Here is a 12,131-nt window from a genome sequence, read left to right as displayed (position 1 = left end):
CGCGTGTCGGCCGGCCGGTGTACCGGGGCACCGATGTCGGCGCCCCGGTCGCAGGTCCGCTTAGCTGCGGACGGTCGGCTTGGTCGGCGCGCCGCCGGCGGTGGCGCCGGGCTTGGGCTGCGCGGCCGGGGCCGGCTTCTTGGCAGCGGCCGGAGCGGCGAGCTGCGGACGGACCTTGCCGTCGCTCATCAGGTAGCCATGGATGTCCGTTGTGAAGGCGGTGAGATCTTCCATGATGCCCTTGTTGCGACGGATCAGCCAGTTGTAGGCGAGCACGGCCGGGACGGCCACGATCAGGCCGAGCGCGGTCATGATCAGCGCTTCACCGACCGGGCCGGCGACGGCGTCGATCGAGGCCTGGCCCGACGCACCGATCTTAATCAGCGCGCGGTAGATGCCGACAACGGTACCGAACAGGCCGACGAACGGCGCGGTCGAACCGACGGTCGCGAGGAAGGCGAGGCCTTCGCCGAGACGGTTGCCGATCGAGGTCTTCGAACGCTCGAGCGAACCGATCATCCAGTCATGCTGGTCGACCGGGTCGGTCAGCTTGCCATGCTGTTCCTGCGCGACGAGGGCGTCCTCGACGATCGCACGATAGGCGCTCTTCTTTTCAAGCTTGCCCGAAGCTTCCTTCAGGTTGGCCGAGTTCCAGAACGAGGCGCGAACCTTGTTGCCCTGGTTGATGATCTTCTGCTGCTGAAGCAGCTTGGTGAAGAGGATGTAGAAGCTGCCGACCGACATAATGAGGAGGACGCCGAACGTCATCCAGGCGATCGGACCGCCTTCTTCCATGGCGGCCCAGAAGCCGTACGGGTTTTCGGCAGCAGCCGAGAGCAGGAGTTCAGTGTTCATGGGTCGATATTCCCTTTGATGAATTCTTGTTTGTCGAGCCTAGCGGCCCTGGATTCGCCACGTAATCGGCGGAGTATCGTACGTGCCCTGTACCGTGGCACCCGTGCTGTCCGTAGCGGCCTGGAAGCGCGCGCGGCGCTCGAGGACGTCACAGGTGGCACGGTCGAGCTGGCTCGAACCGGTCGACTGCGTGATGGTGCAGCCACTGACACGGCCGTTGGTCCCGATGGTCAGACGGGCCCGTGCAGTTCCTTCTTCACCGTTACGCAGGGCGCGACGGGGATAGTCGGAATCCGAGAACAGGGTCCGCACGTCACCACGCGGCGCAGCAGGTTCGATCCGCGGCGGAGGCGGCGGCGGCGGGGGAGCCGGCGGCGCGGGCGGCGCGGTCGGAGCCGTGGGCGTCACCGAAGGCGGCGGCGCAGTGGGCTGCGAAGCAATGGGGGGCGGTGTCGTATTCGTACGCACGATGGGCGGCGGCGCCACGACCGGCGGAGGAACCTGCGTTTGCGGCTGTTCCGGCGGCGGGGGCGGCGGTTCCTCGGGCGGGGGCGGCGGCTCTTCTTCGACGTCGAAGGTGGAGATGTCTTCTCGCACGCTCTCGACGACGCGAATTGCCAGACCGCTAACCAGCGCATAGCCCAGAACAATATGCAGGAGCGCCACTACGATGAGCGGCCCCGTCTTGTTCGAGCTCATTTCTCGCTTGGATGCGTAAGCCATGAAGTCGCTCGTCTCCTCGATTTGCCACAGGGGGTCCATGGCACTGGACCGGAAGAAATTCCCCGATCCGTATGATTCGGTGTTGTCCGTGTATCAACATATCATCGGGCAACAGCGCGCTTGTCTATCGCCCCGCTTATGGGGCCGCAAGGGCAATTGTTACGCTAATGTCGTACTTCGGACCGTCCCGACATTCACTTTGTCGCCAAAGTGGGGCGTTTCGACGCCATTATGGATGAACGCCGGTGAAACTTGCCAGTTCCACGCCAACCCCCTGGGCTTTCGGGTAAATGTCGGGTTTGACCGACCGAACGCGGAGGGCCTCCACTCCCGCCATGGATGCGACCCGGTCGAACAAGGCTTTGAGGAAACTCTCCTGAAGATTAAAGCGACCTGAACAGGCAAGATTTTCAATGGCTTCGCGCAAGCGGTCATAGTTCCAAGCCTCGACCTCTTCATCCCGCGCGGGCATCCGCGCCGGGTCGATCCACACTTCCACAGACACCAACAGGCGTTGCGGCTTGCCGATCTCATAGTCATGGAAGCCGATATCGATCTGCACCTCGAGCGAATCGAGAAACAGGCGAACCGTCTTGGGTCGGTGGGCGACGAGGCCTTCGATCGGCTCGGTCATTCTTCATCCTTCAAGAAAGCGACGTCGCGATCCAGCGCCATGAAGCGCTGGCCGGCGTCCAACAATAGGGTCTGCCCGGTGAGGACAGGGTTGGCGATGAGGCTGTCGAGCGCAGCCAGAAGGTCGTCCACCCCCACCCCGCGACGCAGCGGGTTGAAATCGTGCACCTCCGCGAAGTCTTCATTACTCATGGGCCCGGAGGGCAACATGACCGCAGGGGCGACCGCATTGACCCGAATCCCCTCGTGAGCCAGCGCCCGCGCACTCGTCTCCGTCAGTGTCGAGAGCGCGCCCTTGCTGAGCGTATAGCTAAGATAATCGGGATTGGGCGCCGCCAGCTTGGCGTCGGAGATATTGACGATCAGTGCATCGCCCCCGCCCACATGCCGCGCGGCAAAGGCGCTGGTGAGCAGCATGGGCGCGCGAGCATTGACCCGCATCTGCCGATCGAAGGCATCGACATCCGGCGTACCCAAATCATCAGGCTCGAACAGGCTGGCATTGTTGACGAGCAGCCCCACCTGAACATCGCCGATCTGGTCGAACAGGCGCGCGGCGCAATCGGGCGCCTCGAGGTCCGCGACCACCCGCTCGCACCCTTCCGGCACGTCATCCTCGCCGCGGCGCACATGCGCGAACACGCGCCAGCCCGCATCCGCCAGGTGTCTGGCGATGGCGGCACCGACACGGTGGCGCGATCCGGTGACAAGGGCGCATTTTTCCATTGCCTCCGACTAGGGCCTTGGCGATTGCGAGGCAACCATGGCCCTAGGGACGAGTTGGTCTCTATGAAGAGATCATGCCGGAAACCAAGAAACAGCCCCGCCTCGATGCCCCCTCGCTCGCCGCGTTTGCAAAAGAGCTCGAAACCGGCGGCGGCCCGCCGCCTGTCGACCAGTGGAACCCCGACCATTGCGGCGACAGCGAAATGCGCATCGCTGCCGACGGGCGTTGGTATCACCAGGGCGGCCTCATCAAACGCCCCGCGATGGTCCGGCTCTTTTCCAGCGTCCTACGGCGCGAGGAGGATGGCGGCTACGTGCTGGTCACGCCGGTCGAGAAACTCTCGATCGAGGTCGAACACCTCCCCTTCCGCGCCGTCGTCATGAAACATGAGGGCAAGGGCAAGAAACGCCGCATCGGCTTCGAACTCAATACGGGCGAGGCGCTGATCGCCAATGCCGACCATCCGATCCGCATGGTCAAAGGCGAACGCGGCCCCTCGCCACGCCTGCTCGTGCGCGGCCGGCTCGAAGCCGAGATCGAGCGCCCGCTTTATTACGAGCTTGCCGAAATCGCGATTCAAGAAGGCGCCGACCCGCCCGGCATTTGGTCGGATGGCACTTTCTTCGCCTTCGACTGATCCTTACTGATCGGATCATGCCTCTTTACGACCGACTCCGTGCCGCACTGGACCGGCCTACAGGCCGCGCTTTGCTGCATGGCGATCTCGATCCCGACGAAACCCCCGATGCCACGCCCGCCGCGGTGCTGGTGCCAATCACCTATCGCCATGTCGACACGGTACCGGGACCCGGCTTCATCCTCACCAAGCGCAACGCCAACATGCGCAACCATGCCGGCCAGGTCAGCTTCCCCGGCGGCCGCATCGATAGTGGGGAAACCGCGGTCGAGGCAGCATTGCGCGAGGCCGAGGAAGAAATCGCCCTGCCTCGCGACAAGGTCAAACTGGTCGGCGCCATGGATCCCTACGTCACCGGCACCGGCTTCCATGTCCTGCCCGTCATCGGCCTCGTCGAACCCGATTTGCCGCTGGTCGCCAACGAGGCCGAGGTCGACCATTGGTTCGAGGTGCCGATGGGCCACTTGCTCGACCCGAAACATCATCGCGAAGAAGAAGTGCTCTACAAAGGGCGCCAGCGGCGCTACTGGCGCATCGATTACCAAGATTACGATATATGGGGCGCGACCGCTGCCATGATCGTCAACCTGTCGAGGCGTCTGAACACATGAAGTTGAACGTGCGTGATCTCACCGCCCGCCCGGGCGTCGAGCGCCTGCTCGAAGCGCTGCATGTCGAACAGGATGCGATCCGGTTCGTCGGCGGCGCCGTGCGCGACGGCCTGCTCGGCGAAGAGGTGAGCGACCTCGACTGCGCCACCATCTACGAGCCCGCCCGCGTCATCGGTTATCTGGAAAAGGCCGGCATCAAGGCCGTTCCCACCGGCATCGACCATGGCACCATCACCGCGGTCAGCGACCATACGGTCGTCGAGGTCACCACGCTGCGCGCCGACCTCGCCACCGACGGACGCCATGCCAGCGTCGCCTTCACCACCGACTGGAAGGAAGATGCGGCGCGGCGCGATTTCACCATCAACGCGCTCTACGCCGATCCCCGGACCGGCGAGATTTTCGACTATTTCGGCGGCCTCGACGATCTCGAAGCCCGCCGCGTGCGCTTCATCGGCGATGCGAACGAACGGATCGCCGAGGATCACCTGCGCATCCTGCGCTTCTTCCGCTTCCATGCCCGCTTCGGCAGCGGCGAACCCGATGCAGCGGGCCTGGATGCCTGCGCGGAGAACGCCAACAGCCTCATGGCCCTGTCGCGCGAACGCATCGCCGACGAGGTGCTGAAGCTGCTCGCGCTACCCGACCCGCTCGCCACGGTGCGGATCATGGAGCAGCGCGGCATCTTCACCCCGGTCCTGCCCGAGATCACGGCGCCCGGCATCAACCGGCTCGAAGCCCTGCTCGCTTTCGAGCAGGAGAGCGGCCGCAAGTTCCGCCCGATCCGCCGCCTCGCCGCCCTCCTCCCGCGCGATCCCGATGTCGCCCGCGAGGTCGCCAGCCGATTGAAATTCTCCAAGGAACAGCGCGACCGCCTGTCGAGCGCCGCCAACCCCGCCGAGGGCAGCGCGCGCGAGCTCGCCTATCGCCTTGGCCCACTTTACGCGATCGACCGCATCTGCCTGTCGCCCCATTGGGAAAGCCCCTCGGGCAAGAGCCGTGAGGAGGCCGTGCGCTATATCGAGAATTGGGACATCCCCAAGCTGCCCATCAAGGGCGGCGACCTCATTGCGCGCGGGCTTGAGGCTGGGCCTGCCGTCGCGCGTTGCCTGCGCGCCATCGAGAATGAATGGATCGCCAGCGACTTCGACGAGGCGGGCTTCGACGAGATCGTCGAGCGCCACCTCGCCGAGGATGCCGCCTGTCGCCGCGACCCTGCCGAAGACGCCTAGTTGCGGGTCAGCAACTGCACTTCCAGCCGCCGCATCTCGCGGATGATCCGGTTGGCGTGCAGCTGCGGCCACATGGCGAACTTGGCGATCATCGATCCGAGGATCAGCGTCACCGCGGGCAGACCGCTCTTCAGTGCTGCCAGCGGCGTCTCGGCGGCAAAGAAGTCGATGGCGAAGAATACCCCTGCCACGAACATCACCACCTGGCTCATCAGGAGCACCATGGTCGGCCAGCCCAACGGCCCGCGCATCATCGAGAAGGCCTGCGTCACATAGCCCGGCTCCTCGCCCAATTCGGCCAGCAGCCGCTTTTCTTCCTCGCGAAGCCCGGCCGCAATTTTCGCGTCGTCACCTTGCATCATACATCTCCTTCGAAGGCGGCACGCAGATGCGCCCGCGCATGGCTGAGGCGGGACTTCACCGTTCCCACCGGAATATCGAGCGCGACCGCCACCTCGGCGACCGACATCTCGGCTGTGTAGAAGAGCGCCACTGCGGCCCGCATCGCGCCCGGCAATGCTGCCATCGCCGCGCTCAATTTCTCGGCATCGCTTCCCGCCACCGGCATCACCGGTTCGGGGAGCGGCTCGGCCGCCAGTTCCTCGGCGAGGCTCCGCCGCTTCACGACCCGCGACACATGCTGCGCGCATTGCCGCGAAACGATGCGATAGGCGAAGGTCCCGAAGGCCCGTTCCTCGCGCAATCGCGGCAGGCTCCGCCAGATCTCGACCCAGCCGGCCTGCACGCAATCACGCGCCGCTTCGGCCTCGCCCAGCAGGCGGTGCGCATGGCCGGTAAGGCGCGGTTGCCAGCGCTCGACCAACCCCTTCGCCGCCCGCCGGTCCCCTGCCCTGACGGCAGCGACCAGATAGGCATCGAAGGCGCGTGTCCCGCGCATGGCCCCGGCTTGCTCTTCCTTGCTCACATCAGAAGGTGGGCCGGAGGAGCCATCCGGTTCATTTGGTTTTCGAAAAATCGGCCCTACCACGGTTACAGTTCGCCAGCTCGCACACAGTCAGGCGGATCATTGTGTCATTTCGGCCAGCGGATTGTCTGGTGCGCGATAACAAGGCTTGAAAAAATTCTCCGCCGCTACAGCGCGGAACTCCGCCAGGCGTTCTTCCATGCGCCGCGAAGACCCAAGTTCGAGCGGCGCTGCGACCTCGACCACCTCCGACATTGCCATGTAAACGTTCCGACTGGCTTCAAGCCGCTGGAGGCGGCCCAATGCTTCAATCCTGACTTGAGCCGTTATCTTGCCCGGAGGAACCAACCCGCTGAGATTAGCGCGTGCATCCAATTCTTCCTCGACGAATGCACCGCCAGTGCCAAACCATTCGTAGACGGCGCCATAGACCGCTAGGCGGTCCCGATCCATGCGGTTGAGCAACCCCGTGGCCAAGGCCGCGTCCCAAACCTCCGAAGTGAAACGGAAACCAGGTAGGGAGTAAAATCCGGGAATGATTTCTCCATCCGGCCGCTGCGCAAGGATGACGTCTTCTTCGATCCCGCCCCAATCCTCCTCGGATGAAACCAACTGGTTGTAAACGCGCCCGATTTGATGGCGCTTGCACTGGTCGAAGGACTGATAGATAGCCAACGTCGCAAAGTTCTGCCGGAGTTCTTCGCGAATATCGATTTCGGCCAATGCCATGCGCTCGGCCTCGCGCCGCCCCTCGGCCCACTCCGCCGCCCACAGTGCAAGCAGCACACCAACCACCACGACCGCCAGCTCGATCGCCCAATGGCGGATCGAGCGCAGTTCGCGCGGGCGCAGGCGCCTCAGCCGCAGCATATGTCGATAAGCCCCCCGGTCATGTCCGAGAGGCTGCAACAGTTAATCCAGTTTGTAAAAGCTTTTCGAATAGGGGCTTAGCTGCCCGGTGCCTCGGCCGGTCCGGTGAACTGCAAGCCCGCTTCGTCGCCCAGCGCCCAGCGCACTTGCGCCGGATAATCGCCCGAGCGTCCGACGCGCAGGCGGACATGTTCGCCGATGCGCACCACACCCTCTTCGGTTTCGATCCGGCAGCCATCGGCGCTGAGGTCGAGCACGCGCACGGCGCTTTCACCGCCGTCGCTGTCGATCAGATATCCCTTGTGGTCGACGTCCACTCTCTTGGCACGCTTCACTTCACCAGGCTTGCGCCGCATCGATGTATCCCCCGAGCTAAGTGTCCCGAGAATTGGCGGAATTGCGTTCATGGTTCAAGTCTTAATTAAAGTGGGTTATTATTACGTGATGGTAACGAGTTCGTCAGCCCTGCGGCACTTCCGCGCGGCTGGTGAAATGCAGGCCAGCCTCGTCGCCCAGCGCCCAGCGCACCTTCGCGCTTGCGGGATCGCTTTTACCGACCTTCAGCTTCACCTCTTCGCCCTCGTACAGCGTGGCCTGGGTGCGGATGCGGCATCCGTCCTTGGACAGGTCGCGGACCGTCGCGGGGCTCGCGACACCGTCGCTGTCGATGATCGTCCCCGACAAAGCGAGGTCGATGCGAATGCGGCGACCGGGATCGGCTTCAGCCATGCATGCCTCCTGTCCCGGTGAGCGGGATCTTGCCCTCGCGCGCCGCTTTCTCCTCGCGCGCACGCCAGTAAGCGAGCGCCCGCTTGGCCTCGACCGCTTCGGAGAAATAGAAACCCTGCCCCTTGGCGCAGCCCAATGTCGCCAGCGTGGTTGCCAGTTCGACGCTCTCGATCCCCTCGGCCGTCGTCTTCATGCCGAGCGCATCGGCAAGGCCCAGAATGGCGCGGACGATGGCGATGCTGTCGGCGTCGGACAGCATGCCCTTGATGAAGCGCTGGTCAATCTTGAGCAGGTCGATGGGCAGGCGCTGGAGGTAGGCAAGGCTCGAATAGCCGGTGCCGAAATCGTCCATCGCAAGATTGGTGTCGAGCGCCTTCAGGCTCTCGAAGACCTTGATGGCGCGGGTCGGATCCTGGACGATGGCGCTTTCGGTCAGTTCGAGCGTCAGCCGTTCGCCGCCAATCTTGTGCGACTTGAGCGCCGAGCCGACGAAATCACTAATATTGTCGCGCGCCACCTGGATCGCCGACAGGTTCACCGACAGCGTGAGGTCCAGTTCCTGCCCTTCTGCCGCATCCCAACTCGCGAGCGTGCGCGCCGCCTTGTCCATGGCCCAGCGGCCCAGTTCGAGGATCAGCCCGCTTTCCTCGGCCACCGGGATGAACTCGCTCGGCGTGATCTCGCCGCGATCCTCGTGGGTCCAGCGGGCCAGCGCCTCGAAGCCCGAGACACGGCCCGAACCCAAGTCGATGAGCGGCTGGTAATGCAGTTTCAGTTCGTCGCGCTCGAGGGCGCGGCGCAATTCGGTCTCGATCGAGAAACGACGCCGCGCCGCGCTCGCTTCGGCAGGCTCGTAAATGGTCGGCTTGCCGGCATGCTTGGCCTGCTTGACCGCGAACTGGGCGTTGCGGAACAGCTCCTCGCCTTCGCGATCGCTGTCGGTCAGCGCGATGCCGATCGCGGTGTCGACATGAATTTCAAGGTCGGTGAGCGCGAAAGGTTCGGCGAGTACCTGGCGGATGCGGTCGGCCGCCGCTGTTGCGTCGCCCCGCCCCTTGTCGATCGCGGCAAGGATGGCGAACTCGTTGCCGCCCGTTCGCGCCAGCTTGTCGCCCTTGCGCAGCGCGCCGACGAGGCGGCTGGCGACCGTGATCAGCAATTCATCGCCCACGATGCTGCCCATGCTTTCGTTGATCCGCGAAAAGCGCAACAGGTCGATGACGATAATGGCATGGCTGCCGGGCTGGATGGCATTGTCCTCGCCCAGGCTCTCGACCGCCTCGGTAAAGGCCAGCCGGTTGGGCAGGCCCGTCAGGCTGCACATCAGCATCTGGTCGCGCATATTCTGTTGCGCGCGGCGCTCCATCGTCTGGTCGACAAGGCTCAGCAGGCAGCGATTTTCCCCGTCACGCGGCGACAAAGGCGCGAGCTTCAGCTCGAAATAGCGCTGGTTGATCGCGCCGCCATCCTCGCGCTCCATCGCATCGGGTGCGGTCGCCGGATCGGCCAGATAGGCGCGCAGGAAGTCGCCGATCGGCCCTTGTGCCGCGGTGTCGAGAATGGGCGCTGCCTTGAGGTCGTCACGCGAATTGGTGATCGTGTCGATGAAGCGCTCGTTGAACGCTTCGACCCAGAGTTTATCGCCTTTCTTGGTGATGATGGCAGCGGCGATCGGCAGCGCCGATAACAGGCGCATATCTTCCTCGCCCGCGCGAGGCGAAGGTTGCGCCGGTTGGGGCGCTGCAGCTGAAGATCGGGCCTGCATGGCGACCCGCCTTAAATGAAAGGGGTTAACGCCAAGTATGCGACATTGTCATAATTGGCGGAAAATAGCCTCCGAAACGGCTATTCCTCCTCGTCGCCATCCTTTTTCACCGGCGGCACGAACGTATTGTTCTGCGGGAAGCCCTGCGGGGCCATCCGGCCCGCCGCGCCGCGCGCCACCTTCCACGGCAGCACGTCGTTTTCGTGGCGGTTGCGCGTGCCCCCGCCCATCGCCCAGGCAATGCCGTCTTCGATGCGAAAGGCCATCGCATCCGACAGCCCGCCATCGCGGTAACGCTGCAGCTGAACGCCGGCGCCGCGCGCCAGTTCGGGCATTTCTTCGATATTGAAGACCAGCATCTTCCTGTTCTCGCCGACCACCGCGACCGCGTCCGCACCATCGGGCACACGCTTGATCAGCTGCACCTTGGCGCCCTTGCGCAGGTTCATGAGGTTCTTGCCCTTGCGCGTCTCCGCCGTCAGCGTCTCGCCCGGCGTCAGGAAACCGCGCCCGTCGCTCGCCGCCATGAGATAGCGCGCCTTCGTATCGACCGGCAGCGCCGCCATGATCTCCACCTCGCCCTCGAGGTCGATCATCAGCCGCACCGGCTCGCCAAAGCCCCTGCCGCCCGGCAGCTTGTCCGCGCCGATCGTGAACACCCGCCCATTCTCCGCCAGCAGCAGGATGCGATCCGTCGTCTGCGCGTGAAAATGATGCTCCGCCTCGTCGCCTTCGCGGAACTTCATCTCCGGCACGGTGGCGAGATCGACATGCCCCTTCATCGCCCGGATCCAGCCGCGCTTCGACAGGATCACCGTCACCGGCTCCTTGTCGATCATCTGCGTCCAGTCGACCTCGGCCGCCACCGCCGCCGGCTTCACCCCGGTCCGCCGCGGATCGTCGGCATAATCCTTCTTCAAGGCCCGCAGATCGCCCTTCAGCTTTTTCTTCTGCTCCTCCTCGGAGCCCAGCAGCGTCTCCAGCCCGGCTTTCTCCTCACGAAGGTCCGCCTCTTCGCGCTTGAGCTCCATCTCCTCGAGCTTGCGCAAGCTCCTGAGGCGCATGTTGAGGATCGCCTCGGCCTGCCGGTCGGTCAGCTCGAACTCGGCGATCATCACCGCCTTGGGCTCGTCCTCGGTGCGGATGATCTCGATCACCCGGTCGAGGTTGAGGAACGCGATCAGATAGCCCGCCACCAGCTCCAGCCGGTCATCGATCTTCCCGATCCGGTGCCGCGCCCGGTTGCGCATCACGTCATACTGGAAGTCGATCCAGCTCAAGAGCGCTTCCTTGAGGCTCATCACCCCCGGCGTCCGCCCATGCTCGAGCACGTTCAAGTTCAGCGAAAAGCGGCTCTCCAGGTCGGAAAGCTTGTACAGGCTCTCCTCCAAGAGCACCGGGTCCACCGTCCGGCTCCTGGGCTCCAGCACGATGCGGATATCCTCCGCACTCTCATCGCGTACATCGGCCAGGATCGGCAGCTTCTTGTCGTTGATCAGCGCGGCGATCTGCTCAATGAGCTTGCCCTTGCTGACCCCATAAGGGATCTCGCTCACTACCAGCTGCCAGGCCCCGCCCTTCATCTCTTCCTTGGCGATCCGCGCCCGGATGCGGAAGCTTCCGCGCCCCGTCACATAGGCCTTGAGGATCACCTCCTCGTCATCGACCAGCACGCCGCCGGTCGGAAAGTCCGGCCCCTTCACGTAATTCATCAGCGTCGCATCGCGCGCATCGCGCGTATCGACCAGGTGGATCGCCGCATCGGCCAGCTCGCCGACATTGTGCGGCGGGATGCTGGTCGCCATGCCGACCGCAATCCCCGCGGCCCCGTTGGCGAGCATGTTGGGGAACAGGCCCGGCATCACCTCGGGCTCTTCCTCCTCGCCATTATAGGTGGCGCGATAGGCGACCGTCCCGGCGTCCAGCCCCTCCATCAGCCGCAGCGCCGTCTTGGTCAGCCGCGCCTCGGTATAGCGATAGGCGGCCGCATTATCCCCGTCGATATTGCCGAAATTGCCCTGCCCCTCGACCAGGGGATAGCGCAGCGAAAAGTCCTGCGCCAAGCGCACCATCGCATCATAGACCGAGGCGTCCCCGTGCGGGTGATATTTGCCGATGACATCGCCGACGACGCGCGCCGATTTCTTGTACGGCCCGTTGGCGTCGAGCTTCAGCTTGCGCATCGCCCAGAGCAGGCGCCGGTGCACGGGCTTCAAGCCGTCGCGCACATCCGGCAGCGAGCGCGCCGTGATCGTGGAGAGGGCGTAGACGAGGTAGCGTTCGGAGAGGGCTGAGCTGAACGGCTCGTCGATGATGGAATCGGGAATGGGGTCGGTCATGTGGGGGAGTTTAGGTTGGGTGCCCTAGGGGTGTCGATGGGGATTTGTGTGACACCGGTCTCAAACTTCGACTAAGCTGAATTGT

At 64.2% G+C, this 12,131-nt stretch carries 14 protein-coding genes; 3 read left to right on the top strand and 11 right to left on the bottom strand.

Features of this window, described 5'->3' with window-relative positions; all coding sequences use genetic code 11:
- Positions 1 to 60: 60 nt before the first annotated feature.
- From NDO55_RS01305 to NDO55_RS01290, 4 genes are all read right to left on the bottom strand, one after another.
- Complete coding sequence (locus NDO55_RS01305) at positions 61 to 855, bottom strand: MotA/TolQ/ExbB proton channel family protein (protein WP_252111672.1); 795 nt, start codon at positions 853 to 855, stop codon at positions 61 to 63.
- Between the two features lie 39 nt (positions 856 to 894).
- A complete protein-coding gene (locus NDO55_RS01300; RefSeq protein ID WP_252111670.1) occupies positions 895 to 1,578 on the bottom strand; it encodes an energy transducer TonB in 684 nt (227 codons plus the stop codon).
- Between the two features lie 229 nt (positions 1,579 to 1,807).
- On the bottom strand, positions 1,808 to 2,212 hold the full coding sequence (locus NDO55_RS01295; protein WP_252111668.1) for a dihydroneopterin aldolase: 405 nt from the start codon (positions 2,210 to 2,212) through the stop codon (positions 1,808 to 1,810).
- A complete protein-coding gene (locus NDO55_RS01290) occupies positions 2,209 to 2,937 on the bottom strand; it encodes an SDR family NAD(P)-dependent oxidoreductase (RefSeq protein ID WP_252111667.1) in 729 nt (242 codons plus the stop codon). Before NDO55_RS01290 ends, NDO55_RS01295 begins: the two co-directional genes overlap by 4 nt.
- A 74-nt stretch (positions 2,938 to 3,011) precedes the next feature.
- Here NDO55_RS01290 and NDO55_RS01285 point away from each other — a divergent pair, with 74 nt between their 5' ends.
- Genes NDO55_RS01285 through NDO55_RS01275 form a run of 3 tightly spaced genes read left to right on the top strand, consistent with a single transcriptional unit; the run spans position 3,012 to position 5,418 of the window.
- Positions 3,012 to 3,575: a DUF1285 domain-containing protein gene (locus NDO55_RS01285; protein ID WP_252111665.1), complete on the top strand. Its 564-nt coding sequence runs from the start codon at positions 3,012 to 3,014 to the stop codon at positions 3,573 to 3,575.
- Positions 3,576 to 3,592: 17 nt separating this feature from the next.
- The gene (locus NDO55_RS01280) at positions 3,593 to 4,186 is read left to right on the top strand and encodes a CoA pyrophosphatase (RefSeq protein WP_252111664.1); all 594 of its coding nucleotides are present in this window, start codon (positions 3,593 to 3,595) and stop codon (positions 4,184 to 4,186) included.
- Entirely contained in the window at positions 4,183 to 5,418 is a 1,236-nt protein-coding gene (locus NDO55_RS01275) for a CCA tRNA nucleotidyltransferase (protein WP_252111662.1), read from the top strand. Before NDO55_RS01280 ends, NDO55_RS01275 begins: the two co-directional genes overlap by 4 nt.
- Here the strand turns inward: NDO55_RS01275 and NDO55_RS01270 are convergent.
- From NDO55_RS01270 to parC, 7 genes are all read right to left on the bottom strand, one after another.
- Complete coding sequence (locus tag NDO55_RS01270; RefSeq protein ID WP_252111660.1) at positions 5,415 to 5,780, bottom strand: DUF6768 family protein; 366 nt, start codon at positions 5,778 to 5,780, stop codon at positions 5,415 to 5,417. The two genes, NDO55_RS01275 and NDO55_RS01270, sit on opposite strands and share 4 nt — an antisense overlap.
- Positions 5,777 to 6,343 carry an RNA polymerase sigma factor gene (locus NDO55_RS01265; RefSeq protein ID WP_252111658.1) on the bottom strand — a complete coding sequence of 189 codons (567 nt, stop codon included), beginning with the start codon at positions 6,341 to 6,343 and terminating at the stop codon, positions 5,777 to 5,779. The genes NDO55_RS01270 and NDO55_RS01265 overlap by 4 nt, the downstream gene beginning before the upstream one ends.
- A 99-nt stretch (positions 6,344 to 6,442) precedes the next feature.
- A complete protein-coding gene (locus NDO55_RS01260) occupies positions 6,443 to 7,213 on the bottom strand; it encodes a hypothetical protein (protein ID WP_252111656.1) in 771 nt (256 codons plus the stop codon).
- Positions 7,214 to 7,290: 77 nt separating this feature from the next.
- Positions 7,291 to 7,569: a PilZ domain-containing protein gene (locus tag NDO55_RS01255; protein WP_252111654.1), complete on the bottom strand. Its 279-nt coding sequence runs from the start codon at positions 7,567 to 7,569 to the stop codon at positions 7,291 to 7,293.
- Positions 7,570 to 7,672: 103 nt separating this feature from the next.
- On the bottom strand, positions 7,673 to 7,942 hold the full coding sequence (locus NDO55_RS01250) for a PilZ domain-containing protein (protein ID WP_252111652.1): 270 nt from the start codon (positions 7,940 to 7,942) through the stop codon (positions 7,673 to 7,675).
- Positions 7,935 to 9,638: a putative bifunctional diguanylate cyclase/phosphodiesterase gene (locus tag NDO55_RS01245; RefSeq protein WP_252111650.1), complete on the bottom strand. Its 1,704-nt coding sequence runs from the start codon at positions 9,636 to 9,638 to the stop codon at positions 7,935 to 7,937. Before NDO55_RS01245 ends, NDO55_RS01250 begins: the two co-directional genes overlap by 8 nt.
- 149 nt (positions 9,639 to 9,787) lie before the next feature.
- On the bottom strand, positions 9,788 to 12,046 hold the full coding sequence (gene parC, locus NDO55_RS01240; protein ID WP_252111648.1) for a DNA topoisomerase IV subunit A: 2,259 nt from the start codon (positions 12,044 to 12,046) through the stop codon (positions 9,788 to 9,790).
- Between the last annotated feature and the right edge of the window lie 85 nt (positions 12,047 to 12,131).

Source organism: Sphingomicrobium sediminis (assembly GCF_023805295.1).
Taxonomy (GTDB): Bacteria; Pseudomonadota; Alphaproteobacteria; order Sphingomonadales; family Sphingomonadaceae; genus Sphingomicrobium; species Sphingomicrobium sediminis.
Note: the sequence above shows the minus strand (reverse complement) of the source record. Positions and strands in the feature narration are given on the sequence as shown.